This is a genomic window from Corynebacterium sp. 212_CJEI (genome assembly GCF_001055915.1).
GTDB classification, from domain to species: domain Bacteria; phylum Actinomycetota; class Actinomycetes; order Mycobacteriales; family Mycobacteriaceae; genus Corynebacterium; species Corynebacterium jeikeium_D.
Genome location: NZ_JVPT01000062.1, coordinates 42,053 through 68,553, shown reverse-complemented (window position 1 = coordinate 68,553; position 26,501 = coordinate 42,053). Strand labels below are relative to the sequence as shown.

Here is a 26,501-nt window from a genome sequence, read left to right as displayed (position 1 = left end):
GATAGCAGCGGGATGAGGTGGAACAAGAAGTGACAACGGCGGTCAATATTGCTGCGGGGCAGTCTAAGGAACAGACTATTGCGGCATTGCGGCAGGCGATGGCAGCCCAGTCTGGTGGGACTGCAACTGGTGCAACCTTTGGGCTCGGTGAGGCTCTGCCGGTGCCGGAGGCGTTGGAAAATACGTTGGCGGGAGTAGTGCGAAAAGGGGCTGTCAGTGTCATTGAACAGCCCGGTGCGGTATTGGCAGGTCTAATCGCGGAAGTTACGAAGACAGGTCATGTTGCGCTAGTTGGACTCGCTGAACAGGGGTTGCTCTCCGTGGTGGAGTTGGGCGGGAAGCTATCGAACATTGTCTGTGTGCCAGATCCTGGAATGCAGCCGCTTGAAGTAATTGGGCTGTTGGCGGACGGCGTTGACTTGGTGGTGGCTTCGTTGGCGCGCACTCCGCCGCCGTCGCAGGCACGTCCGCTGCAGGCACGACTGCGCACGAGTGGTTGTGCTCTGGTTTTTGTCGGGCAGCAGTGGCCGGGCGCTGCTGCGGAAATTTCCAGCTCTGTCGCTGGTGTTTCCGGGCTTGGCACTGGTTATGGCCGGATTCGAGCAGTGGATTACCAAGTCAGTGTGTCGGGGACGCGGTTTCCGCGGAGGCAGTGCCGTTGGCGGGTGGGGGAACAGGTGGAACAGAACAATGTGGTCGCGTTTCCCGCGCAGAGGAGGTCCTAGTGGTAGCGGCGGAATCGAGCCGTGTGGTGGCGCTATGGCTTCCTGATTGGCCAGTGCAGGCAGCACATCTAGCATCTGTGACGTCGCAGGCTAATCCGCTCAGTCCAGTTGCGATTGTGGGTGATAGCGGAGTAGCTGCTTGTTCTCCGAGTGCGCGCCGTGCAGGGGTACGGCGCGGGCAAAGCCGTCGCCATGCGGAAGCGTTGTGCCCGGAGCTGGAGGTTGTCGAGGAAAGTGCGGTGCGCGACGCTGCAGAATTCGAGTCCGTGCTGCAACGGTTGGAGGCGGTGGCAGCTGGGGTCGAAGCTCTACGGCCAGGCTTGGCGGTTGTGGCAGCGCGAGGGGTAATGCGTTATTACGGCGGACAGGATGTGGCCTTGGAAAAGCTGCTTGATGCCGCTGCGGTACCGGGCGTGGACTGCAGCTTGGGGCTCGCGGACGATATTGTGACAGCTATTTTGGCAGCGCGCAGGGGAGTGCTGGTAGCTCCCGGGGAAGATGAAGGCAAAAGATTTCGGCAGGGAATCTCTCTGGTGGAGCTGAGGGCGGAAAGTGCACTGGAGATGCCCGCAGAGCTTGCGAAGTCGTGGCAGGAACTCGGCCTGCGCACATTGGGGGATGTCGCTGCGTTGCCTAAGCGGGATATAGCCAACAGGTTTGGGGCGCAGGGGGCTAGATGGCACGATTTGGCCTGCCGTGGGGAAGTGCGGTTGGTGGCACCGCGATCTTTGCCGCCAGGACTGGCGGTGAGCTACCAGTCTTGGGAGAGTCCACTCCGAAGAGTGGATGAGGCCTCATTCGTCGCGCGCTTTCTAGCTGGGCAACTGCATGAAAAACTTTTTAACCATGGGTATTCGTGTTACCGCTTAGCGGTGGTGGCGCAATTTAGTGACGGCTCAGAGGTGCGCAGAGTATGGCGCTGCACTGAGCCACTGGCAGAACAGACTACGGCTGACAGGGTTCGGTGGCAGCTCGATGGCTGGCTGAATAACAGGAATCGGCAGCAGCCACGAGGGGACAGCGGCACTGTTGCTGGAACTGTTGACGGCGCTGAGGAAAATGATGGAGATGATAGCCGCGGAATTGTAGAGCTGCAGTTAGAGCCACTGGATGTGGCCGCCGCCGGGACCGTAAAGCAGGATCTGTGGCACGGTAGTGATGATGCGCGAGCCAAAGCGCGCCGGGCTGCCGAGCGTGTGCAGGGGTTACTGGGGTCAGAGGCAGTACAGCAACCAGTCATGCAAGGCGGGCGTGGCCCAGGCGAAAGAGTGGGATTTGTCGCTTTCGGAGAAAACCCCAAAAACACAAAAACCGCGGAAATTAATCAGCCATGGCCGGGAGCTGTTCTTGCTCCCAATCCGGCAATTATTCCTGCGACTGCGAATGCAGAGGTGGAAGTGCTCGACGCCGATGGGCACACCGTGGGCGTAACTGGGCGAGCGACCATGACGGCGGAACCGTCCCTGGTGCGACATGGAGTAACAACATATCGCGTGTCATCGTGGGCTGGGCCCTGGCCGATTGATGAGCGCTGGTGGGTACCCGATGAGGCTCGCCGAGCGGCAAGAATACAAATCCGTGCGGTAGCGAATGACGGTACCATCGCCGCCTGGTTGCTCATAGGGCATGCCGGCGCATGGAGAATCGAGGGTGCTTACGCGTAGAGACGCAGTGGAGGAGGAGTGCGTCGGTGGGCAAACCGATTACTTCGATTGGAAGTCAATAACCAGGCGGTTCGGATTGCTCAACGAGAAAACCTTGAACGGGGTCTTATCTCCCTTGAGCCCGACGACATACTGAGTCTGCCCCTCGAAGGTTCCGGCACCGACGACTTCCTTAATAACGGAAGTCGATGTCGGCTTGACCGAGTCAGAGGGGAAGTCCTCCATCTGGAAATCAAAGGGGTAGCCCATGCCCCGCAAGTCGATTACCAGCTTGGCTGTGCCGTCGACAGAAATCGGCTTGCCGGAGCCCTGCTGGGTTGGGACATCCTCGTAACGGACGAAGTATCCCGGTGTGCCCTCGCCGGTGAGTTCAAAGACAATACGGTCATAACCGTCGTGGGAACCGACGCGGACATCTTGAATACCCAAGTAAGCGCCATCGGAAGGAGCAGCTTCTGCAGAAGAGCTATTGAAATCGCCCTCCGGAGCAGCATCGTCATCCATGGTGGTCTGCGCCGCCGCAGACGAGCTAGTGGAGCTGCTAGAGCTGCTCGACAAATCGGAGGTGCCAGCGGTTGAGTCAGTTTTCATAGACAGTGCAGCAGCCGAGTCTGAGGAGGAGTCAGAGGAGCAGGCACCGAGAGCTAGACCCAATGCGAGGCACAGGGATGCCGCGATACGGGTACGAGTGCGCGAAGCATCCAGCGATTTCGTATTCATACGTCCGACGGTATGTGCGCAGTTGCGGAATTTCAACAAGTTGAACTGCAAAAGTCGAGGTCAAAGTTATTTGTTGTCAAAGTGTTGCACAATAGTAATAAAACAGGGGTGAACGCTGCGACCTAAGACCCAATCGCAGAGGCACTCAATTACGCTTAGGCGTATGAGCCAGGCCAAATTTGATACCACCTGTTCCGCTCAGATGGCTGAGCCGCTTCCCGGTACTGCAAAAGCCGGAAAGCTCTTTATTGCGTTGGAGCACCAACTCGGTTGGTCGCACGATATTTTTGACGGCGGGGTATGGGGAGCAGAGATCACCGGTCGATTAGAAGCCTGGTTGTCCGAACGCGGCGGCGCGTTGCAATTGATTCGCAAACCGGGCCGAATCGGCCAGCAGCCGTGTGATGGCGTTAACGTCTATATCGCGCATTGTGAATCAGTGGATGGCTCTGAGGTTTTTCTCGAACATCGCATGGTTGCCGATGTTGAAGACCTGATGACTCTGGATATCCGCCCTGGCCAGCCCACCGAGGGGGCCACTCGTCTGGACCATCCACTGTTTCTCATCTGTACGCACGGTAAGCGCGATCGTTGCTGTGCGATTAAAGGTCGCCCGCTCGCTGCTGCGATGCACAATCTCTACCCAGAGGTTGTGTGGGAAACCTCGCACTCTAAGGGGCACCGCTTTGCGCCGGCCAGCGTGCTGTTGCCATGGAATTACAGCTTTGGACGTCTGAGTGCGGTGGATGCCAAGGGGGTCATCGAAGACGCTCAGCAGGGCATCGTGCATGCAGAGGGCTGCCGCGGCCGTGGTATCTACACCCCGCAGGGGCAGGCGGCCGAGTTGGCTGTGCGTCGTCAAGCCGATACGTGGGGCGTAGACGATGTCGCACGCGTTGACGTCGACGGCACGACTGCAGTCGTCGCGCTTTACGACGGCCCCAGCGACCGCGACAAGGTCGTGGAATATGAAGTGGCCCTGGAGAAAATCACCACGGAAGGCGTTGTGTCTTCCTGCGGTGATGCTCCAGGGCCAAAGAAGGGCTGGGCTGCGGTCGAAGTAATCCGCCGCTAGCTAGTGGCTAGCTAATGTGCGCGGCTACCTGCGCATAATCTTCTTGGAGAGCCAGTTGCCGAAGATCTGCGCCAACTGGACGATGAAGATGATGACCAGGGTTGTCACCAGGGTGACGTTCCAGTCGAATGCCTGGTAACCGTAGGTGATTGCGAAGTTGCCCAGTCCGCCACCGCCGATGTAGCCGGCCATAGCTGACATGTCGACCACGGCGATGAATGCGAAGGTGTAGCCCAGTACCAGCGGGCCCAGTGCCTCCGGCACGACGACCGTCCGGATGATGCGCCACGGACTTGCGCCCATCGCACGGGCGGCCTCAATCACGCCGGGGTCGATGGACATCAAGTTCTGCTCCACCAGGCGCGCGATGGCGAAGGTGGCGGCAATCGACATGACGAACACTGCGGCTTCGGTGCCGATCGTGGTGCCGACCACGTTCTTTGTCAGTGGGCCGATGGCCGTAACCAGGATGATGAACGGGATTGGTCGAACAAAGTTAATCAGGACATTGAGGACCTGGTAGACAAACTTGTTGCGCAGTACGCCACCATCGCGGGTGGTGTAGAGCAGCACGCCGATTGCTAGACCTGCGACACCGCCAATCAGCATGGCGACACAGACCATGTAGAGCGTCTGGCCGAATGCCTCGCCCAGCATCGGGCCGAGGCTATCCCAGTTGGTGTCCTTGCCACTCACCGATGGCAGAGAGTTTAAGAGACCGATCATGATGCAAGCTCCTCTACCTGTGTCAGTTCGGAAATAGCAGCAATGGCGGCATCGAAATCAGAGGAATCCGAGGCGGAATTACCTGTCAGCGGAGTCAACCGCAAAGTAAGGCGGCCGTAGGACTTCGCCTGCACATTGGCGACCGCGCCGTGTGCCACCGAGGCGGCGACACCGTGGGCACTAGTGGCCTGTGCCAGGGCACCGAGGTCAACACCGTCATTGATAGTGATGGTGACCAGGCGAGCTGCTGCGCTCTCGGCAGACTGATTCACCGAATCGCGTTCACGACCAATTGGAACATCGCGCAGTGCGGTGGTGGCGAAGCGGCGGCCAACCTCAGTCTTGGGGTTGGCAAAGACCTCGTGGACCGTACCGGTTTCGACGATGTGACCATTTTCCATGATGGCCATGCGGTCAGCAATACCGCGTACAACCGACATGTCATGAGTAATCAGCACGATAGTGACACCCATTTCGCGATTGATGCGACGCAGCAGATCCAGGACGCCGGAAGTAGTTTCCGGGTCGAGTGCCGAGGTGGCTTCGTCGGCAAGCAAGAGCGTCGGTTCGGTGGCGAGCGCACGGGCGATGCCGACACGCTGCTTCTGCCCACCCGAGAGCTGCTCGGGGAAGGACTCCGCCTTGTCGCCGAGACCGACGAACTCCAGCAGCTCCTGGGCGCGAGCGCGGCGCTTAGCCTTCGGCATACCGGCCAGTTCCAGCGGATATTCAACGTTGCGAATCGCGTTGCGCGAATGGAAGAGGTTGAAGTGCTGGAAAATCATGCCGATATTGCGGCGCAGACCCCGTAGCTGGCGCTCGGAGATGCCGACGATGTCGGTGTCATCCAGCAAAACCTGCCCGGAGGTTGGCTTTTCCAGGCCGTTAATCATACGGATGAGCGTTGATTTACCAGCGCCGGAATAACCGATGACGCCGAGGATTTCGCCGGGTTCAACGGTTAGGTTGATGTCGGCGAGCGCGGTGACGTCGCCGAATTGCTTGTTCAGCTCGCGGAATTCGAGCTTCGTTCCCTTGTTGGTCACGAGTGAATCAGTGCCCCTTGGTCTGTGTTCCCTGGTGTTGGGCGGTGCTTAGGTGGCAGTGGCGTTAGTTCTGCTCGCGCTGCTGCTCTTCGACGCGATTCAGAATGTCCTGCAGCTCCTCAGCCGAACGGTCAACCGGAACCGAGGTGCCCTTGGAGTCCTCTGCGACTGCGTCCTGGACCTCCTTGGAGTGCCAGATCTTGGAGAGCTCCGCGTACTTCGGGTTGTCAGCATTTTCAGCTTTGGTGACAAAGACGTTGATGTACGGCTCTGCCTCCGTGGAGTTCGGGTCATCCTGGAAGATAGCGGTGTTCGGGTCGATGCCGGCGCGGTCCAGGAAGGAGTTATTGATAATGGCGGGCTTACCCTCGCCGTAGGCGGCCGGAGTCTGAGCGGCATCCACCGGCAGAACCGTGATCTTGGAAGCTTCCTTATCGATGTCAGCAGGGGACGGGGTCAGCAGGTCATCCTGCTTCAGCTTCAGCAGGCCAGCCTGAACCAGCACGTTAATAGCGCGGCCCTGGTTGGACGGGTCGTTCGGGATGACGACCTCGGTGCCCTTCTTCAGCTCATCAACCGACTTGTGGTCCTTCCAGAACAGAGCCAGCGGGACAATTTCGCTCGAGCCAATCGGAGTCAGGTCCGACTTAGCGCCGACGTTGTACTCAGCCAAGAACTTGATGTGCTGGAAGAGATTGACGTCGAGCTGGCCCTCATCGAGTGCGCGGTTCGGGGTCTGGTAGTCGGAGAAGGGCTGAACATCCAGATCGATGCCCTGTTCGGAAGCCTTCTGCTCGAAAACGGTCCAGGCCTTCTTGCCGGCATCCGTGGTGCCGATGCGAATGGCATCATCCGAGCTGCCACAGGCGGTAAGGCCGGTTGCGGCGAACGCGACAGTAAGTACACCGGCGGAAAAACGCTTGAGGTTCATCGAGGGGTCTCCTTATTTAATGGGATTTGTTAGCTGAAGTTTTAAGGCAGAACTAGACCAAGCTGTCTTTAATTCTGGGGTTAAGGCTAGCACTTGCCCAGGTAGTGCTGAAAATTCAACTTCAGCCTAAACAGTCGAGCGTGGCTGAGGTGTGACTTACGGATGCGTCCCGGGGGTGGTGCTTAATATGCATATTAATCGAAAATACGTTTGAATACAGTCCGGAGGATGGGTTAATGTTCGTGGCATGGAAAACATCTCGGGCGGACAATCGGAGCAGTCCGGTCGGCCACTGAGCTGGTCGCGGATTGAGCGTATTCTATCGGGTAAATTTTCAGGAAAACTACAGCCTAATGGCAGCTTCAATGGCTGGCGGGGGCAGCTGTCAGATTCCATCGTTGGGGCTTTTGAAGCTCCGGAAAGCGGTGCTAGTGGCAGCGGTAGTGTGTCATTTACGCCTGCGCACATTAAGGCGGAATTGCACTGTCGTTCGAGCTATTCATTCCTGCATGGCGCATCGGACCCGGAAGAATTGGTGTCCGAGGCTGCGCGTTTGGGGTTAAACGTGTTGGGGCTCGCAGATCGCGATGGTTTCTATGGAATCGCTCGTTTTGCCGAGGCTGCAGCGGAGGCTGGTATCGCCACAATCATCGGCGCGGAGCTGGGGCTTCCGCAGCGGCCCCTCACGGTGCTGGGGCGGGGTCCTGAGGGCTATCGGCGCCTGAGTCACACGCTGTGTGATGCGCATATGTCGGCAGGGGAGAAATCCGTCGTCCGCTATCCCTCGCTGCCAGAATTGGGGGAGGTTGCAGGCGGTTTCTGGCAGGTGCTTGCCGACGTCAGCTGGGTCGGCGACTTGGAAGAGCTCATTGCGGCCTTCGGTGCGGAGAACGTGGCGCTCGAGCACCGCCTGAGCCCCACAGCACAGGCGGCCGATGATGCGGAGGCGATTTCGGCCGCAGCTGTGAAGTATGGCCTGCGGGAGGTGGTTTCCTCTGCTGCGACGGCGGCCTCGCCTGCGGCAAGCCGGTTGGCCGGGGCGAAGCAGTCCCTTGCTGTGCGGGAGGACCTAGACGGGTTCGAGTCACGGCTGGAGCCCGCAGGCGGAGCTTGGTTGCGTTCGTGGGAGGAGCTATCGGCGGCAACACGGTATCTGGGGGCGCAGGTACTGCAGGCAACACAGGACATTGCAGGTGAGTCTGCTTTTACGCTTGATCTCATTGCGCCTGAGTTGCCTCGCTGGGAGGTTCCTGCTGGTCACGATGAGGACTCATGGTTGCGGGAAATTGCTCGTGCGGGGGCGCGGCGGCGGTATGGTCCGGCCGATGGAGCTCGGGACGGCTCCGTGCAAGCGCGGGCGTGGGCGCAGTTAGAGAATGAGCTGACTGTGATTCGAGAGCTGGGTTTTCCAGGCTACTTCCTCATCGTGCACGACATCTGTGAGTTCTGTCGCCGGGCGGGAATTCTGGCACAGGGGCGCGGTTCGGCGGCTAACTCGGTGGTGTGTTTTGCGCTGGGGATCACCAATGTTGACCCCATTAGTGCCGGGCTGTTGTTCGAGAGGTTTTTGTCGCCAGAACGGGATGGGCCGCCGGATATCGATGTAGACATCGAGTCTGGTCGTAGGGAAGAGGTCATCCAATACGTCTATGAAAAGTATGGTCGTGACAATGCCGCGCAGGTGGCCAATGTCATTACCTACCGGCGGCGCGGTGCATTGCGCGATGCGGCGCGGGTGTTGGGGTACTCGCCGGGCGTTATCGATGCGTGGGTCAGAGACCGGGAAGCGTGCCCGCCGGAGCCGGTGCAGCAACTGGCGGAGCAGCTTCGTGGGCAGCCTCGTCATTTAGGCATTCACTCTGGCGGAATGGTGATTTGTGATCGGCCGATTGCGGATGTCGTGCCAGTGGAATGGGCACGCATGGAAGGTCGTTCGGTAGTGCAGTGGGATAAGGATGACTGTGCGGCAGCGGGACTGGTGAAATTCGACCTGCTTGGCCTCGGAATGCTGGAGGCCATCCACCATTGCATTGACTTGGTCTATGAACAGCATGGGCGCCGAGTGAACCTGTGGGAAATAGATGTCGCTGAACCGGAGGTTTACGAGATGTTGGCACGCGCGGACGCGGTGGGCGTGTTTCAGGTGGAATCGCGCGCGCAGCTGGCCACCTTGCCCCGACTGAAGCCGAGGGAGTTCTTTGATCTGGTGGTGGAGGTGGCACTCATTCGCCCAGGCCCCATTCAAGGCGGTAGCGTGCACCCCTACATTCGCCGCCGAAATGGACTCGAACCAGTGACCTATGAGCATCCAGTGCTGGAGAAGTCCCTCGGGAAGACACTGGGCATCCCGCTATTTCAAGAGCAGCTGATGCAAATGGCCGTCGATGCGGCGGGTTTCAGTGGGGCGGAAGCGGACTCGCTGCGTCGCGCTATGGGGTCGAAGCGCTCAGTGGCCAAAATGGAAGCGCTTCATGCCCGTTTTCTGGCTGGGCTGGAGCGCACCAGTGGCATTGATGCGGATATTGGGGAACAACTGTGGAACAAGATAGTGGCCTTTGCCGCCTACGGTTTCCCGGAATCACACGCGCAGTCGTTTGCCTCCTTGGTGTATTTCTCGGCTTGGTTTAAGTACCACTATCCGGCGGAGTTCTGTGTCGCATTGCTCCGTGCCCAGCCCATGGGGTTTTACTCTCCGCAGTCGTTGATTGCCGATGCTCGCCGGCACGGTATCGGCTGCGATGGTCCGGATATCTCGGTTTCAGGCGTGGAAGCCAGCGTCATCGATGGGCGTATTCGGTTGGGGCTCGGCGCCATTGCCGGTGTGGGCAATGACGTGGCGGAACGTATCGTCGCAGCGCGGCCATTTGTCAACGCAGCAGATGTCGCCCGCAGAGCTCGGCTGGGTGTTGGGCACATGGAAGCACTGGCGCGCGCAGGAGCACTTGGGTCGCTGGGGATTGACCGTCGTCAAGCACTGTGGGCGGCGGGCGTGGCGGCGACGGAAAGTGAGGGCATGCTGCCGGGGCTCACGCTTGCCGACGCACCTGCGTTGCCCGGCATGACGGAGTTTGAGCTGGCAGCTGCCGATTTGACGGCAACGGGAGTGACCCCGGGGCAGTACCCGGTGGCCGCGTTGCGGGCAGACCTGCAGGAACGTGGAGTGGTGCCTGCGGCGGAACTGAAAACAGTGCCCGATGGAACACGAGTAGAAGTGGCGGGAGTCGTGACGCATAGGCAACGTCCGGGGACCGCTGGCGGAGTGACATTTTTGGGAATGGAGGACGAAACTGGGCTGGTGAATGTGCTGTGTACGCCGGGGCTGTGGAATCGATTTCGGCCGGTAGCGGTGAATTCGCGGGCGATGGTGGTGCGCGGTATCGCGCAGACAGCCTCTGGTGCGGTGACAATCGTGGCCGATCGTCTGGTGGATATGTCCGAGGCTCTGGGGCAGCCAGTGGTGGCAGGTCGAAGTAGAGATTTTCGCTGACTACTAGAATGGATTGTCATGCGCCAGACCTATGAATCCTCGTTAGCACCGGATGGGAGTGCAATCGCCTTTATTGTCCGCGATAGCGGCTACCCGCGTGCGGTACAGCAGGAGATTACTCCGGAGGGGCTAGGGGCGGAGCGCCCCGTGAAACTGCCGGTGGAAGGCCCGGTTACCAGGGTGCTGCACTCCCCGGATGGAAAGTGGATCGCCTGCGAGGTCTCTCCGTACGGTACGGAGCGACTGCAGACCTGGCTGGTATCCACCGATCCGGAGGTCGACGGTGCCCGCCCCCTGCGTATGGATGCGGATATGCGCGCCACACTGGTGGAATGGGATAACGATCTCCTAGCGATGAACGCGGTCGATGCCCAGGGCATTAACTATGCGCGTTTGGTCAACCCGACGAACTCAAAGTATGAGGTCATTGATAAACGCACTGACAGCCAGCTGGTAGCGGCTGAAGGCGGGTTTGGCCTCGTGCGGGTGGGGCCGCGAGGCCACCGTGAGCTACTGCTGGTCGGGCCGGGGCAGCAGTGGCAGCCGCTGTTGCCGTCCGATCCCGGCTCCACCACAGATGCCGGTGTCTTATTGGCGCATCCGGGGCAGGAGAAGCTGACCGCGTTCGTGCTCTCAGATCATGGCGCGGAACAGCGTCGCATCCTGCGCCTGGGTATTACTCCCGATAGCGGTATCAGCACTACTGAGCCGCGCACAGCGGAATCGACCGCAGCGGAGATTTTGGATATGAAGATCGGCATCGAAGTTGATGTCGAGGAGTTCATTGGCAATCCGGATCAAGACGTCGAAGAATTTGTCATCAGTGAGGATTCCTCCACTGCGGCTGTGCTGTGGAACAGCGGTGGGGTCAGCACGCTTGAGGTGCTTACCCTTGGCCTTCACCCGCAGACTGACGACATGCGGGTGATGGTGCGCCGCAATGTGGAATTGCCGGGCATGGTTGCGCGCGAGCTGTCAATCTCCGGTGACGGTGAGCTGATCTCCCTGACAGTAGAAGGGCCAGGCCTTGCGCCAACGGTGGAGATTCTGCGCAATATCGGTGGTGTCATTGAGCCATTGGATATGGAACGCACCGAACGGATTTTGGCTCTGGAAGAGAAGAATCTGGAGACCATGCCGGCTCCAGAGCTGGTCTACTTTGTCTCCCGCGATGGGTTGGAACTGTCTGGTTGGCTCTACCTTCCGGAGTCGGTGCGCAATAGTTCTAATGACGTTTCCGGAAGCGCACTACCGCCGGCTTTCATCCACATCCACGGCGGACCAGAACTGCAGGCGAAACCCATCCACCACGATGTTCTAGCCAGCATTGTGGAGGCGGGCTTCGTGGTGTTCACTCCTAATGTGCGCGGTTCCTCGGGGTCCGGTAGGTCATTTGAGCACGCGGGCGACCGCTATGGACGCTTTGCCGCTATTGCGGATATCGCAGCGGCGCGTGCCTTCCTCGTTGATGCCGGGCTGGCGGATCCAGAACGCATTGCGCTGGGCGGGCGATCCTACGGTGGCTTCATGTCGCTGTTGGCCTCGGCATGGTACCCGGATCAGTTTGCGGTCATCGTCGATGCCTGCGGAATGACAAGTTTTGAAACCTACTACCAATCCACCGAGCCTTGGTTGGCGCAGGCCGCGTTCCCCCGATACGGCTACCCGTACCAGGATGCTGAGCTCCTGCGCGATATCTCACCGCTGCACCGTGCGGAGGAAATGAAGGCTCCAACCCTATTCATTCACGGCGAGTGGGATACCAACGTGCCTCCGCGAGAGTCTGGTCAGATGCGCAACGCCATGGACGCATACGGCGTGCCCACCGATTTTCTGGTGGTCGAGGGAGAGGGCCATAAGTTCTCGAAGCCGAGGAGCCGAGCGCTAATCGGTGAGACCATCATCGCGTTTTTCACCGAGCACGGTGTGTGCGATGCGGCGCCTGCCACGACAGCGGCAGCAGAAACCAACAACGAGCAGTAAAAGAAGCAGCGGAAAAGAACTGACGGAAGAAATGAATAGCGCCACGACCGAGCCAACGAACGCCGAGCCAACGAACTCCACAGACTGGATTACGAGCCACACCTGCCACGTGCTTTTTGACCGGCCTGTCATCCCGCCGAACACCGGAAACGCTATCCGCATGTGTGCGGGCTCTGGAGCTATGCTGCATCTGGCCAAGCCACTGGGGTTCAACTTCGATGACAAAAATCTGCGTCGCGCCGGGCTGGATTACCATGACCTGGCCGATGTGCGTATTCATGACTCCATCGATCAAGCATTGGAGACCTTTGCCAGCCAAGGGTGCCGCATTTTTGCCTTTACCGCACACGCTGACACGTGGCACACAGATATTGAGTACACGAACACCGATGTTCTGCTCTTTGGCCCGGAGCCAACCGGGTTGGAACAGTCAGTGCTCGATGATCCGCGAATTACACAATTAATCCGAATTCCGATGCTGCCAGCCCGTCGCAGCATGAATCTTTCCAACGCCGCAGCAGTGGCTGCTTATGAAGTCTGGCGTCAGCAGGGCTTTATGGGCGGTAAATAGGGTCTAGGCGAGGGCTGTTACGGGGCATTTCTGGGCATTATTCGCTCCTGTGCCTAAGATAAATGCCATGGCAGCGACAAAGCTTGATGGCAAACTCTACCGAGACGAAATCTTTGAAGACCTGGAAAAGCGCGTTGAGCGTTTGAAGGAAGCCGGCTACACTCCGGGGCTGGCCACCGTGTTGGTTGGTGATGATCCAGGCAGCCACTCTTACGTCAAGATGAAGCATCGCGACTGTGAGCAGATTGGTATCGCCTCTATCCGCCGTGACCTTCCGGCTGACACCACGCAGGAAGAGCTCGAGGCAGTAATCACCGAGCTGAATGAAAGCCCGGAGTGCACAGGCTACATTGTTCAGTTGCCACTGCCGAAGCACCTGGATGAAAACCGTATTCTGGGGCTCATCGATCCGGAGAAAGACGCCGATGGCCTCCACCCGGTAAACCTGGGCAAGCTGGTCCTCAACGAGCCAGCACCACTGCCGTGTACCCCAAACGGCTGTATCCACCTGCTGCGACGCTTCGGCGTTGAGCTCAACGGTGCCAAGGTTGTTGTTATCGGCCGCGGTGTCACCGTTGGTCGCCCAATCGGCCTGATGCTCACTCGCCGCAGCGAGAACTCCACCGTGACGCTATGTCACACCGGCACCAAGGACTTGGCCGCTGAAACCCGTCAGGCTGATGTCATCATCGCCGCTGCTGGTGTCGCCCATATGCTTACTGCAGACATGGTCAAGCCTGGTGCTGCTGTACTCGACGTGGGAGTTTCGCGTGTCGACGGCAAGCTGGCCGGTGACGTTGCTGATGACGTCTGGGACATTGCCGGTTACGTATCCCCGAACCCAGGTGGTGTCGGCCCACTGACTCGCGCTTTCCTTGTACGCAATGTCGTCGAGCGCGCTGAAAAGCTCGCTGGCCTGGCCTAGTCAGCCAGGAGGAACAACTCGTGTCGAAAAGGGAAATTGCGCAGCGTGCCCGGCGGGAAGATCTGCCGGATCCAATGCTGAACCCGCACAGCCCGAAGACCCCGCCTCCGGGGGCATCGTGGCCAATGTGGGTGCAGTATACGATTTACGGCGCGCTCTTTTTCGGCATGTCCGCCTTCGTTGTGTTTCTGGGGCTGGAGCGGTGGCGACGCGCCACATTCATGCTGGGAAGCACAATGATGCTGCTCGGTGTGGCTAGGCAGTACCTGCCGGACAGCATTCTAGGTGTGTTCTCTGTGCGATCCCGGGCCTTTGACCTATGGTTTTGCTCCATAATCGGGATGGGAATCGTATTCCTTGCAGTCAGCGTGGATGCGCTGGGAAGCTAGCTGACATTAACTGACATCGCGAGCGAGGAAACTACGCACAATCGAATCCACTCGCTCGAACTCCGTCAAGAATCCGTCGTGACCCACGGCGGATTCAATCTTTTCCAGCCCCAAGCAGTTGCCCAGATTGCGGGCGAGGTGCTCCTGCTGGTGGAAGGGGTAGAGAATGTCCGTGTCCACACCGGCAACCATGGTCGGCACGGTTGACGAGTGCAGCGCTTCATTGAGGCCACCGCGATCACGGCCAATATTGTGCCGATTCAAGGTATCGGTGAGCACGACATACGAGCCTGCATCGAAACGCTGGGCAAGCTTCTCCGCTTGGTGATCCAGGTAGCTTTCTACCTGGAAACGATCTTCCGTGCGCATCGCGCCCAGCGGATCCTCACCGGGCTGCGCTGCCGCGCCAAAGCGATCATCCATCTCCAGCTCGCCACGGTACGTCAAATGCGCGACCCTGCGTGCGAATCCCAAACCTCGGGCCGGAGTCACACCGCGGTCGTAGTAGTCGCCGCCATGCCAATCGGGATCGGACTCAATGAATTGAATTTGCGCAGACTGAATACCAATCTGCCAAGCAGACGCACGTGCGCCGACACACATCACCAATGCCTTGCCGACGAAATCCGGGTGCATCAGTGACCACTCAAGCGCGCGGGCACCACCCAACGAGCCGCCAATGACAGCTTGGAGGCGGGAAATTCCCAGTTCTTGCAGCGCAAGGTGCTCCACTGTCACCGTGTCGCGCACGGAGATAGCGGGGAAGCGAGAGCCCCAGGGCTTGCCGTCGTCCGGATGTGGACTGGAAGGGCCGGTTGTACCGCGACAGCCACCGATGACGTTGGTGCAGATAATGCAGTACTCATCGGTGTCCAGTGCGCGGGCAGAGCCGATCATCCCGTTCCACCAACCCGCAGTCGGGTGGTACTCATCCGAGGGGCCGGAAGCGTGGGCGTCGCCGGTTAGAGCGTGCTCGAGGAGGATGACATTCGAGCAGTCGTCGTTAAGCCGACCCCAGCGTTCGAACTCGACAGTGACGTCGGGGATGACCGCGCCAGCCTCGGTTGTGACATCGCCGATAAAGACACGCCCCGGCTCGCCCTCGGGTGGGAGGGCGGCCGGGGTAGATGGGGAAAAGCTCATGCCTTATAGACTACTTAGTCCGTTCTGTGTCTGTGTACAAACGGTCTACGCGAGTGCTGCGAAGCCGCCCTCGAGATCGGCGATGATGTCATCGATGTTCTCGATACCGACAGAGAGGCGAACGGTGGCCTGGGAAATGCCGGCGCGGGTCAGACCCTCCTCATCGGACTGGGAGTGAGTGGTGGTGGCCGGGTGGACAACCAGCGAGCGGACGTCGCCGATGTTGGCGACGTTGGAGTGCAGCTTCAGAGCGTCAATAAACTTCCAAGCCTTGGCGGTGTCGGCATCCTTCAGGTCGAAGGAGAGCACGCCGCTGGCGCCGGAAAGGCCCAGCTTGCTCAGCGTCTCGTACCACGGGGAGCTCGGCAGGCCAGCGTAGTTGACCTTGGCGACCAGCGGGTGGTTCTCGAGGAACTCAGCGACAGCCTTGGCGTTCTCATTGTGGCGCTCGATGCGCAGAGCCAGGGTGTCGAGGCCCTGAGCCAGAACCCAGGCGTTGAACGGAGCCGGGGCAGCGCCGGTGTCGCGGAGAATGCCAGCGCGAGCACGCAGTGCGAAGGCCGGGGCGCCCAGGTCGGCGAACTTCAGGCCGTGGTAAGCCTCGTCGGCCTCGGTGAAGTTCGGGAAGATGGAACGGCCGTTGCGGGTCTGAGTCCAGTCGAACTTGCCACCGTCGACGATGACACCGCCAAGGGAGGAGCCGTTACCAGTCAGGAACTTGGTGGTGGAGGAAACCACGACGTCAGCACCGTGCTCGAGCGGGCGCAGCAGGGCCGGGGTCGGAACCGTGTTGTCGACAATCAGCGGAACGTTGTTGCGGTGTGCAACCTCGGCGATGGCAGGGATATCGAGGACGTCGATCTGCGGGTTGGCGATGGACTCACCGTAGAAACCGACGGTGTTGTCCTGAACTGCTGCCTGCCAGGACTCCGGGTCATCCGGGTTCTCGACGAAAGTGCAGTCGATGCCAAGGCGCGGCAGGGTGACCTTGAACAGGGTCTCAGTACCGCCGTAAAGGCGTGGCGAAACGACGAAGTGGTCGCCTGCACGAGCCAGGGTGAGGACAGCAGCGGTCTCAGCTGCCTGGCCGGAGGAGAACAGTACGGCAGCGACGCCGCCCTCGAGGCTGGCGATGCGCTGCTCGACGGCATCCACAGTCGGGTTGGTCAGGCGGGAGTAAATCGGGCCTGCATCCGAGAGGTTGAAGCGGTTGGCAGCGTGCTCAGCGGAATCGAAGACGTAGGAGGAGGTGTTGTAAATCGGCAGGTTGCGCGCGGAGGTCTGTGCGTCCGGAGCGAAGCCGGCGTGAATAGCGCGAGTGGACAGGCCCCAGTTGGCGGCGTTGCTGTTGTCGTACTTGGTGGTCATTTCAGATACTTCCTTGCGGTTTTTGAGATTGTTCAAAACGTTGCTTACAAACAATAGTGAACCAAGCTGTCTATTGCAAAGTTTTGGAAAAACTCAAGGTAAGAGGGTGTGTGTATCTGTGTCGAGAGTGCTATAGCCCGCTTAGTACGGATTGGTTTGATTGGCTCTGGGGCGTGGCCAGTTGTGGGGGGTGGGGTGTGTAGGGAGCTGTGGCTAGGTGTGTGTGGAGGCTGCTGTGTATGGGGGGCGTGGGTGGTGCGTGGCGAGTGGTGTTCGACGGGTGGCGGTTTGCCGAAGGAGTTAGTGACTACCTTTATGACAGTTTGAAGGCAATTTTTTGGACAAAAGTGTCATAAAGGTAGTCAGTAACTCATGGGGTGAGGCACTGCGGTGCCGGGGCATCGGGCGCTGCGGTGTCGAGTGTCGAGGTGAGCCAAACAGGGGACTGAGTATGGGCGAAGGGTACCGTAAAGCGCCGAAAAGCACTGGATACTGTCAAGACCGTTAAGGAAGTCAGGGCATAGAAAAAGCCCCTCGCGCCATGTGCATCAAATGCAACATGAGCGAGGGGCTATCGCCCGAAACCGGCGGTCAGCCTAGGTCGGCCTAGGCCAGCCTGGGCCAACCAGGCCAACCAGGCCAGCCAGGAGCAAGCAGCTAGTCCTACTTCTTCAGACCGTCGATGATCTCGTTGAACTCAGCGGACGGACGCATAACTGCGGAGGTCTTCTCATCGTCCGGCAGGAAGTAGCCACCCAGATCAGCTGGGGAACCCTGAGCATCAATCAGGGTCTTGGCGATGGACTCTTCCTTCTCCGTGAGAGCCTTAGCGACCGGTGCGAAAACTTCCTTCAGCTCGGAGTTCTCGTCCTGCTTGGCCAGCTCCTGTGCCCAGTAGAGAGCCAGGTAGAAGTGGGAGCCGCGGTTGTCGATTTCGCCAGCCTTGCGGGACGGCGACTTGCCCTCGTCGAGTAGGGTAGCGGTTGCCTTATCCAGGGCCTCAGCCAGGACGCGTGGACGTGGGTCGTCGTCATGCTCAGCGGCGTAGCGCAGGGACTCGGCCAGTGCCAGGAACTCACCCAGGGAGTCCCAGCGCAGGTGGTTTTCTTCCTGAACCTGCTGGACGTGCTTCGGTGCGGAACCGCCTGCGCCGGTCTCGAACAGGCCGCCCCCGGCCATCAGCGGCACGACCGACAGCATCTTGGCGGAGGTGCCCAGCTCCATGATCGGGAACAGGTCGGTGAGGTAGTCACGCAGAACGTTACCGGTTACGGAAATGGTGTTCTCGCCGCGGCGGATGCGCTCGAGGGAGAACTTGGTAGCGGACACCGGATCCATGATGCGGATATCCAGACCCTCGGTGTCGTGGTCTGCCAGGTACTCGTTGACCTTGCTGATCAGGTTGTTGTCGTGCGCACGCTGCGGGTCCAGCCAGAACACTGCAGGGTCGCCAGTGATACGAGCGCGGTTAACGGCCAGCTTCACCCAGTCGCGGATTGGGGCGTCCTTGGTCTGGCAGGAGCGCCAGATGTCACCCTCGGCGACGTGGTGCTCAATCAGAACCTCGCCAGCGGAGTTGATGACCTGCAGGACACCGTCAACCGGAATCTGGAAAGTCTTGTCGTGGGAGCCGTACTCCTCAGCCTTCTGAGCCATCAGGCCGACGTTCGGGACAGAGCCCATGGTGGCCGGGTCGAAAGCGCCATTGGCGCGGCAGTCCTCGATAACAGCCTGGTAGACGCCTGCGTAGGAGGAGTCCGGGATGACTGCGAGGGTGTCGCGCTCCTCACCATCCGGACCCCAGCCCTTGCCGCCGTTGCGGATCAGGGCCGGCATGGAAGCGTCAACGATGACGTCAGACGGAACGTGGAGGTTGGTGATGCCCTTATCGGAGTTGACCATGTAAAGGGCCGGACCTTCCTTCAGGTCCTTCTCGATAGCGGACTTGACGGCCGCCGCAGTAGCGTCGTCAAGCTTGTGTAGACCATCGAGCATGGCGCCCAGGCCGTTGTCCGGAGTCAGGTTGGCGGCAGCCAGCTTGGACTCGAACTTCGGGAAAACAGATGGCAGGAAGGCCTTGACAACCTCGCCGAAGATCAGCGGGTCGGAGACCTTCATCATGGTGGCCTTCAAGTGGACGGAGAACAGGATGTTCTCGCGCTGTGCGCGACGGATCTGAGCGCGCAGGAAGTTGTCCAGGATGTGGACGTTCATGCCCGTGCCGTCAATAATCTCGCCCTTGAGGACCGGCATGTCCTTCTTCAGGGTGATGATCTGGCCGTCGTTAGCCTCGAGCTGGTAGGTCAGCTTGTCGTCGGCCGGCATGACAACGGACTTCTCGTTGTGGCGGAAGTCGTTGGAGGCCATGGTGGCGACGTTGGTCTTGGAGTCTGCGGACCAAGCGCCCATGCGGTGCGGGTGCTTGCGGGCGTAGTTCTTCACCGGCTCCGGAGCGCGGCGGTCGGAGTTGCCCTCACGCAGTACCGGGTTAACGGCAGAGCCCTTGACCTTGTCGAACTTGGCGCGGTCGGCGGTCTCTTCCTCGCCTTCCGGCTGCGACTTGTACTTCGGAATGTCATAGCCCTTTTCCTGCAGCTCTGCGACAGCGCGCTTAATCTGCGGGACGGATGCAGAGATATTCGGCAGCTTGATGATGTTGGCGTCCGGCTCCTTGACCAGCTTGCCCAGGGCTGCCAGCGCATCCTCTACCTTCTGTTCGTCCGAAAGACGCTCCGGGAACTGAGCCAGAATGCGGCCTGCGAGGGAGATGTCGCGGGTTTCAACATTGACACCAGCCTGGCTTGCAAATGCCTCCACGATTGGCTTCAGCGAGTAGCTCGCCAGCAGAGGGGCTTCGTCAGTACGGGTCCAAATAATTGTCGCCATAATTCATGTCTCCTATCTGTTTTGTTCCACGATAACCCAGTTTTGAATCTTGGGTTGTGTCGGGGCATAGCGCAAAAACAGTGATAGTGATATGAATAACGCAATTATGTGAGGTAAGTCACGAAATGCGCAATTATTTGTCGCTTATTCGCCGCTTTTCATTCCATTTTTCGCTTTACGACGGCCCCCGCGCTCAAACCCTTCAAATACGAAAAACCGCGCTGGGGTGTCGTGCACGCCGGCGCGGTTGTTCAGGGCAGCCTAGTTAGTTCTGTGCATTGTTCGGAGGATTGTTCTGGCCGAACTGGTAGCCCTGAGTGTTCTGAGACTGGGGGTACTGCGGAGCATAGCCCTGCCCCGGCGCCGACTGGGTAGTCCTGACCAGTTTCTGGCCGCGGAACCATGCGCGCATGTCCTTGAGGAACATAAGAACACAAGCCGCGATCAGCATGGCACCTGCGAGGAAGAGGACTACATCCACCCAGGAGCTCAAGAACAGGAGGGGGATGATGGTCATAGCCAACGCCAGTGGTGCCACGGTGACGCAGAAAAAGATTGGTGCCGTCGAGTCTTCACCGCGGAGGATGGAGTGAATCCAGTATGCGGTCAAGGTGACAAGCATCATTCCCATCAGTAGGAGGACTGGAACAAGAACGAGGGCGGCTGCAGCGCCCATAATGTAGCCGATGTCATCCCAAGAATCACCCAACGATGACTCTAGGCTGCCGAGATCGTTGGCGCCCTGGATGCCGAGCGTGATTGCGTACAGAACTGCGATGATGCCAATCAGAGTTGAAAAACTGACCAAGCCGGTAGTGATTCGGGGGATGAGTGGCATGCGCTGCCACATGTTCTGCAGTGTGGCGTTTGCAGGCAGCGGTGGTACATCCGTGGTCACCGTGGTGGTTACTGTCGCAGGACTGGTTTGAGTTGGGGCGGACCACTGTGCTTGCTGGGTTTGCGTCTGGAACGAGGATTCCTGCGCAGTGGGTACCGGGCGATTTGCCAGCCCGCGCAGCGTCGCAATGGTGATGGTGGCGTTCTCATCGGCCAGCAAAGCGTCGTATTCGCGACGACGTCCCTCATCGCCAAGCACTTGCAGCGCAGTGAGCTTCTCCTGGAACTCGCCGGAGTACTCCGAGACTCCAGCATCTCGCAGTTCGGAGAGTTGATTAGAAAGATTTGCATGGAGCTCTTCGGTGCTGGCTGCGCTATCCAGCTTCAGAGACTCATAGAGGTTGTAGCGGTCGCCCATAGTGAATCAAGATCCTATCGGTATTGCAGTTCGAAATATCTTTTAAAACAATTTACCCGGTAGCTAGTACGGCAGCATCGAAGACCCGGAGCGCTCGATGGTAGGAAGTCCGTCACGCTCGAAGGGAATTCGTAGTCCTCGGCAAACAATGCCGATTACAAAATGCATTGGGAAGAACTTGAGTGAGCGACTTCCACTAATGGCCGCAGATGTTATTCCGCGCACAAATACCCGGGGAACAGGCGGATTAAATAGCGAAATTTTTGTGTTGCGGAGTAGAGTCTCATTTTTCCCTTGCGGCTCCCCTCACGGTTTTGCGAGCCCGTCTTGGGTCGAAAGTCGAGGGGAACTGAGAGTCCACCAACTGGCGTGAGAAGAGAAAAGGAGACGGTCGCAATGACGTCGTCAAGCGAAGTAACAACCCACAACGACGACCACAAACCGCGTGCACGTCGTGCGGGAGCGTTTAGCTCGCATCGCCGTCCTGTTCCGGTGCAGGACGACATCTCTGATCTACGCCGAATCTTGGTGATTGTGGCTCTGTCGGTCGGTGCATTCGGCATCGGCGTTACCGAGTTTGTGGCCATGGGCCTGCTGCCTTACATCGCTGATGCCTTCGGACGTGATGAGGATGCCGCAGGGCGCATGATTTCGATGTACGCACTCGGTGTTGTCGTGGGCGCACCGCTAATTACCGTGCTGACCGGCTCGATTCCGCGCAGGCGCATGCTCCTGCTGCTGATGGCGGCATTTACCATCGGCAATGGTGCCACGGTTTGGGCAGGCACACTGGGCTCTTTCGAAGCAGTCATGGTCTCGCGCTTCATTGCCGGTCTGCCGCACGGCGCGTATTTCTCGGTGGCGGCGCTGGTGGCGGCCTCCCTGGCTAAGCCGGGACAGCGCGGCAAGATGGTGGCTCTGTCGGGCGTGGGGTTGTCGGTGGCGACTGTGATTGGTGTGCCGGCCGCGCAGGTGCTGGGACAGATTTACGGTTGGCGCAGCGCCTTCGCGTTTGTCGCGGTCATCGGGCTGATTGCATTTGTTTCGCTGTGGTTCGCCGTGCCGCATATGAACCGCATGCCGAAGACACGTCCGATGGATGAGCTCTCGGCTCTGGTGACACCGCAGGTGCTGCTGACCGTCGCGATTGGCACCGTTGGTTTCGGCGGCATGTTCGCGGTTTACACCTACATCACCTGGACTATGACTCGCGAAGCGGGCATGAGCGAAAACCACATCTGGATTGTGCTGATGGCCTACGGCATCGGCATGGTTGTCGGTACTTACATCGGTGGCTGGCTCTCCGACCGCATCGGGGAGTGGGGCATCATGGTTGCGCTGGTGCTGATGGTAATCATGCTCAGCGTCTTCTACTTCACCTCACAGAATGCTGTGCTGGGCACGATCAACTTCCTCCTTATCGGTCTGCTGGGATCGGTATTGGTGCCTAATCTGCAGACCCGTCTGATGGATGTCGCCGGTCGCGCACAGACGCTGGCGGCAGCACTCAACCAGGCCGCATTGAACATGGCCAACGCATTCGGAGCGGCGCTCGGTGGTTGGGTCATTGCGTCCGGTTATGGCTACCGCGCACCGGCTTTGGGTGGCGCGACGTTGGCGATGTTGGCTATCTTCATCGCTCTGCCGACCATTGTTCTTTACCGCCGCTCACAGGCGAAGAAGGCCGAGCGCATCGAACTGCGCTAGGGATCTTCAAGGCGTAATGCACGCATAGGTAACGTATGAGGGCATGAGCCTTACAATCGCGACAATCAATGTCAACGGCATCCGCGCCGCCGTCAAGGAGCGCAGCGAAACCAATCTGGGATTGCTGGAGTGGCTGAAGCACACCAGTTCCGATGTCGTTTTGCTGCAGGAAGTCCGCGCCACCGACGACCAGGCACGCAAGGCCCTCGCGCCCGCTTTCGATGCCGGATGGCATTGGGTCGGCGCTGAAAACCTGGGTGCCAAGGGGCGCGCCGGCGTGGGCATTCTCTCGCGCTTTCCGCTTAACGACGTCCAGGTGGGTATCGGCTCGGAGGAGTTCGAAGAATCCGGTCGGTTTATCAGTGGTGTTGCCCCGGCAGCGGACACCGGCCTGGATGCGGATGTCCAGATTGCCAGCCTCTACCTGCCCTCTGGTGCTGCCCTGAGCGAGAAGCAGGATGAGAAGTACCGCTTCCTCGATGCCTTCTCCGACTACCTGGCGGAACTGGGGGCCAAGGGACGCGATGGTCACCACGCAGTCATCGGCGGCGACTGGAACATCTGCCACCGCGAACAGGATTTGAAGAACTGGAAGACCAACCGCCGCAAGAGCGGTTTCCTACCGCAGGAGCGTGCCTGGATGGACTCGGTCTTCGGCTGCTGGCCCGATGAGGTTCCCCAGGATTCGCAGGTTCAGGCCAGCGACAAGGAGCTCGAATCCGGTGCCTTCTCCGATGGTTCTGTGTGGGAGGCCCCGAAGCTCAATGCAGATCCGGTGTGGTTTGATGTCACTCGCCGTCTGCACCCAGAGGCCGACGGTCCTTGGTCCTGGTGGACCTACCGCGGTAAGGCGTTCGATACCGATGCCGGCTGGCGGATCGACTACCAGGCGGTAACCGAACCAATGCTCAAGCGTGCTGTCAGCTCGGTAGTGGATAAGCCTGCCGCCTACGACCTTCGCTGGACGGACCACGCGCCGGTGATCGTGGAGTACGCCTAAACCCGGCATACGCCTAACCCCGAGCGGACTAGTGTGCTCCGAGGTCAGCGAACTCTGGGATCAACTCCGGCTCGGGAGCGGTTACGAGATGCCGGTTCTGCCGCAACATGGAGGCGATGCCGTCAACGATGGCGTCGGCCCATTTGTCCTGCATAGCGGGGTCGGCCAAATCGTGGGTGAGTTTTTCAGCGCCCACCGCTCCCAGCGATAGCGCAATTGTCGGCGCATGCGGCCGCGAACTCTGGTTCACCGCCACTGCCGGCGCCAGGCCGGTGCGAAACTCGGTTGGCACCCCGTTTGTGCTGTAACTGCTGTGCGGATTGAAACCTCGGTACACCATTCCGTCGCGCACACCCGCCGCCAACTGCCAATCGGCAGGAGCATCGTCCTCAGGTTCGAGAGACTTCACCACAGCGGATACCGAAAAGCCACGATCGCCGATGTTATCCCCAGAAAGAGTCTGGCCCTCTGATGAGCGACCGACGATTACGGTGGCTGCGCTCGCCGTGTCGTCGGCAAGCGAATGCGCGCCAACGATTGCGCCGCGCTGACGGAGCTTGTCGCTGGCGCGTTGCACGATGCTGTCGATGTGAGCGGAAGTATCCCCACTCAAACGCAGCGCGCGAGGCAGGTCGGCGTTGATAGCCTCGATGGCTTCGCGGCGAGAGTCGACGGTGATGTGCGCGCCGGCGAGCGGATCGACAGCCTCGTCGGGGGAGGGGACGATTGGCTGGCGCGGAGGCATCCACAGCGGATTGGGGCGCGCCGGGCGGTGTGGGGAACTGTTGACAACAGCGTGCAACTCTTCCGGTGAAAACATCTTGTTGACCGCGAAAATCATCACCGAGCTGTTGTGATACACAGGCGTGAGCCCCGGCGCGTGCCATGCCCAGGAACGCATCGACAGCGCCTCCGTGCCATCCGTATTCACACCCGGCGGGGAACTAATGATGTAGTGCACACCCAGTTTCTTCGCCATGGCATCGAATTCCGGATGTGAGCCCAGCAGGTCAACGTTTATCGGCAGCTTGTTGCTCGCCTCGGCAGTTTTGTCAGAGAAGGAGAAATGGCGGAACAGGGTCGGCAGTCCGGCGATGGCATACATCCACGCAGAACCGTCACGACGGTCATTGAGAATATGCCCCTCAAACGCATGCGGCTGTGCGGACAGCCAATCAATAGCTTCCATGTCCGCTGCGGTCACAAACGTGCTTCCGAAACTCTGGCGAATTGCCTCGCGCTGAGCAGGCCCACTCGCCCAGGTCGCAGGCACAATCGCCAGTGCCGCTACGAGCCCCATCGCCAGCGCAGGATTCCACGACTTGGTCGGCTGATCTCGCTTTGCGACGATCCACTGCGCCACAGCCACAATCGTGACAACGGCAGCCGCGACTGCGTAGCCGACCAGCACTGCGCGCAGAATTCCCATAACCGCCTGCATGCGGTACGGCATGTCGTAGAAGAAAGTGCCAATAAACTTCAGATAGGTGCCGAACGGCTCAGACCAACGGGACTGCGCACTATCGGACACCACAAAGAGCAGCCCGAAAACCAGTGCCGGCCACGGAGCCCATGGGCTGTCTGGCAGGCGAGAGACAAGCGCCACCACCAGGCCGATGAGCACAAGAACCAGAACAGTCCGGGAAAAGATGGGCTCGTCAGCATAGCGGGAAAACCCAATCAGAGTTCGCCACAGTGATTCGGAGCGGGAAATCTCAATTTGGCCGGTAAAGCCCGCAACGGATTCGCCTTGCCCCCTCGCGGACAAAGCTGCCGGGAGAGTCATCACCAGGGCGAGCGCGCCGATAATTAGCGTGCGAACTAGGCCACTGACGCTCGGTTGGGTGATCAACCACAAGCCAACAAAGAGCACGGCAGCAATTGCGCCGGCCGGGTGGGTGATAAACGTGCCGACCAGGGCAAGCGCAGCGGGGACAATATAGCCCCGCATGGTCAAAGCCGCAGCAATCGGCAAAGCGGCCACCGCGAGCAGATACGGCATGGAGGAGGTGCGCCAAAGGGCCACCCAAATCTCCGGAAGCATCAGCGTCGCGACGGCAGCTGCGGGACCGGCATAGGCCGCCCACTTAGGACCAACTGCGGTGCGGGCTAGCACCGCAGTTGCTGCGGGAACAAGCAGCGCCGGGGCCAAGAACGCAAACACGTTGGAATCGAGGAAGACCGAGCCGGGCAGCAGCCCCGCCATGGCATGCCAGCCGGTGGGGTAGAACATTTCGGCCCCGGTCTCCTGATTCATCAGGTCACCGGCCGCGGTGGGCGAGGCTATTGCATGCTCGTCAATGAACCGGAGGAAGTTGGTATGCCAGAGCATGTCCCAGGCTTCGCGGATAGCGCCGGGGCCGCCAGGGACGTCGTTAAGCACGAGCATGGCGCGCATCGAGCCGACTACCGTAACTCCGACGACAATCATCGCGGTGACAACGCCGGAATCGAAGCCGTCTTCGGGCGTTGCTCGGGGGACGAATCTGCGCACCAGATAGCCAATAGCACAGAACCATGTCCACATGCCGGCCACGAAGAGCCAGGTGTAATCCAGCCCGAGCGCGTGAGACAACCATGCGGAAAAACCGGTCACACCCAGCATTAATGGGCCGGCAGATGCCAACGCGAGCGTGGGACGTAGCCCACTGGCCCAACCGAGAACTGCGCCTGGGACCAGCAGGATGAAGACGGCAACCGCAATGGCAGCGAGCATGGGACTCCTGACGGATAAGAGAATTGAATTAGTCCAATAATACCTGTGGGTTAGTTCGGCACTTGGGACGCGAGCGCCTAAGATTTGAAGAAGGACTGATGGGACTTCAGCCGCTGTAAAACCCAAGCGCGAATCTGCGCGGGACTTGAAGCGAGCTCGGTGCGGACCAGGAAAGGAGAGGACA

General features: G+C 59.6%; 19 protein-coding genes. 10 read left to right on the top strand and 9 right to left on the bottom strand.

Annotated elements, in window-relative coordinates; all coding sequences use genetic code 11:
* Positions 1-29: 29 nt before the first annotated feature.
* Both ADB02_RS07470 and ADB02_RS07465 read left to right on the top strand, forming a co-directional pair.
* The gene (locus ADB02_RS07470; RefSeq protein ID WP_049169941.1) at positions 30-725 is read left to right on the top strand and encodes a hypothetical protein; all 696 of its coding nucleotides are present in this window, start codon (positions 30-32) and stop codon (positions 723-725) included.
* Positions 725-2,389 carry a Y-family DNA polymerase gene (locus tag ADB02_RS07465; protein WP_049190346.1) on the top strand — a complete coding sequence of 555 codons (1,665 nt, stop codon included), beginning with the start codon at positions 725-727 and terminating at the stop codon, positions 2,387-2,389. The genes ADB02_RS07470 and ADB02_RS07465 overlap by 1 nt, the downstream gene beginning before the upstream one ends.
* Positions 2,390-2,428: 39 nt before the next feature.
* Here the strand turns inward: ADB02_RS07465 and ADB02_RS07460 are convergent, their stop codons facing one another.
* Positions 2,429-3,109, bottom strand: coding sequence for an AMIN-like domain-containing (lipo)protein (locus ADB02_RS07460; RefSeq protein ID WP_049190345.1), 681 nt, complete (start codon positions 3,107-3,109; stop codon positions 2,429-2,431).
* Positions 3,110-3,272: 163 nt separating this feature from the next.
* Between ADB02_RS07460 and ADB02_RS07455 the strand changes: the two genes are divergently transcribed.
* Positions 3,273-4,184: a sucrase ferredoxin gene (locus tag ADB02_RS07455; RefSeq protein ID WP_049190343.1), complete on the top strand. Its 912-nt coding sequence runs from the start codon at positions 3,273-3,275 to the stop codon at positions 4,182-4,184.
* A gap of 24 nt (positions 4,185-4,208) precedes the next feature.
* On the opposite strand, the gene ADB02_RS07450 is transcribed toward ADB02_RS07455, so the two are convergent.
* The 3 genes from ADB02_RS07450 to ADB02_RS07440 form a co-directional block, all read right to left on the bottom strand.
* Complete coding sequence (locus tag ADB02_RS07450; RefSeq protein WP_224433327.1) at positions 4,209-4,841, bottom strand: methionine ABC transporter permease; 633 nt, start codon at positions 4,839-4,841, stop codon at positions 4,209-4,211.
* Positions 4,842-4,906: 65 nt separating this feature from the next.
* Entirely contained in the window at positions 4,907-5,956 is a 1,050-nt protein-coding gene (locus ADB02_RS07445; protein WP_049190340.1) for a methionine ABC transporter ATP-binding protein, read from the bottom strand.
* 64 nt (positions 5,957-6,020) lie between these two features.
* Positions 6,021-6,887, bottom strand: a complete 867-nt coding sequence (locus ADB02_RS07440; RefSeq protein WP_049190337.1) for a MetQ/NlpA family ABC transporter substrate-binding protein — start codon at positions 6,885-6,887, stop codon at positions 6,021-6,023.
* A gap of 247 nt (positions 6,888-7,134) precedes the next feature.
* Between ADB02_RS07440 and ADB02_RS07435 the strand changes: the two genes are divergently transcribed.
* From ADB02_RS07435 to ADB02_RS07415, 5 genes are all read left to right on the top strand, one after another.
* A complete protein-coding gene (locus ADB02_RS07435; RefSeq protein ID WP_049190335.1) occupies positions 7,135-10,374 on the top strand; it encodes an error-prone DNA polymerase in 3,240 nt (1,079 codons plus the stop codon).
* A gap of 18 nt (positions 10,375-10,392) precedes the next feature.
* Positions 10,393-12,357: an alpha/beta hydrolase family protein gene (locus ADB02_RS07430; RefSeq protein ID WP_049190334.1), complete on the top strand. Its 1,965-nt coding sequence runs from the start codon at positions 10,393-10,395 to the stop codon at positions 12,355-12,357.
* A gap of 31 nt (positions 12,358-12,388) precedes the next feature.
* Positions 12,389-12,928: a tRNA (cytidine(34)-2'-O)-methyltransferase gene (locus ADB02_RS07425; RefSeq protein ID WP_049190330.1), complete on the top strand. Its 540-nt coding sequence runs from the start codon at positions 12,389-12,391 to the stop codon at positions 12,926-12,928.
* Positions 12,929-12,995: 67 nt separating this feature from the next.
* Complete coding sequence (locus tag ADB02_RS07420) at positions 12,996-13,853, top strand: bifunctional methylenetetrahydrofolate dehydrogenase/methenyltetrahydrofolate cyclohydrolase (RefSeq protein WP_005510041.1); 858 nt, start codon at positions 12,996-12,998, stop codon at positions 13,851-13,853.
* 20 nt (positions 13,854-13,873) lie between these two features.
* Positions 13,874-14,242, top strand: coding sequence for a DUF3017 domain-containing protein (locus tag ADB02_RS07415; protein ID WP_005510063.1), 369 nt, complete (start codon positions 13,874-13,876; stop codon positions 14,240-14,242).
* A gap of 6 nt (positions 14,243-14,248) precedes the next feature.
* Here the strand turns inward: ADB02_RS07415 and metX are convergent, their stop codons facing one another.
* From metX to ADB02_RS07395, 4 genes are all read right to left on the bottom strand, one after another.
* Positions 14,249-15,385, bottom strand: a complete 1,137-nt coding sequence (metX, locus tag ADB02_RS07410; RefSeq protein ID WP_049190326.1) for a homoserine O-acetyltransferase MetX — start codon at positions 15,383-15,385, stop codon at positions 14,249-14,251.
* A 45-nt stretch (positions 15,386-15,430) separates the two neighbouring features.
* Positions 15,431-16,753: an O-acetylhomoserine/O-acetylserine sulfhydrylase gene (locus ADB02_RS07405; RefSeq protein WP_049190324.1), complete on the bottom strand. Its 1,323-nt coding sequence runs from the start codon at positions 16,751-16,753 to the stop codon at positions 15,431-15,433.
* 663 nt (positions 16,754-17,416) lie between these two features.
* Positions 17,417-19,639: an NADP-dependent isocitrate dehydrogenase gene (locus ADB02_RS07400; protein ID WP_049190323.1), complete on the bottom strand. Its 2,223-nt coding sequence runs from the start codon at positions 19,637-19,639 to the stop codon at positions 17,417-17,419.
* 265 nt (positions 19,640-19,904) lie between these two features.
* On the bottom strand, positions 19,905-20,894 hold the full coding sequence (locus tag ADB02_RS07395; RefSeq protein WP_049190321.1) for a hypothetical protein: 990 nt from the start codon (positions 20,892-20,894) through the stop codon (positions 19,905-19,907).
* A gap of 396 nt (positions 20,895-21,290) precedes the next feature.
* On the opposite strand from ADB02_RS07395, the gene ADB02_RS07390 reads away from it, so the two are divergent.
* Together ADB02_RS07390 and ADB02_RS07385 are read left to right on the top strand one after the other, a co-directional pair.
* On the top strand, positions 21,291-22,601 hold the full coding sequence (locus tag ADB02_RS07390; protein WP_016422141.1) for an MFS transporter: 1,311 nt from the start codon (positions 21,291-21,293) through the stop codon (positions 22,599-22,601).
* Between the two features lie 43 nt (positions 22,602-22,644).
* Positions 22,645-23,601 (top strand): exodeoxyribonuclease III, encoded by a 957-nt coding sequence (locus ADB02_RS07385; RefSeq protein ID WP_049190319.1) that lies wholly within the window; start codon positions 22,645-22,647, stop codon positions 23,599-23,601.
* Positions 23,602-23,629: 28 nt separating this feature from the next.
* Here ADB02_RS07385 and ADB02_RS07380 read toward each other — a convergent pair whose 3' ends face one another.
* Positions 23,630-26,317 carry a DUF6541 family protein gene (locus ADB02_RS07380; RefSeq protein ID WP_049190318.1) on the bottom strand — a complete coding sequence of 896 codons (2,688 nt, stop codon included), beginning with the start codon at positions 26,315-26,317 and terminating at the stop codon, positions 23,630-23,632.
* Positions 26,318-26,501 lie beyond the last annotated feature (184 nt).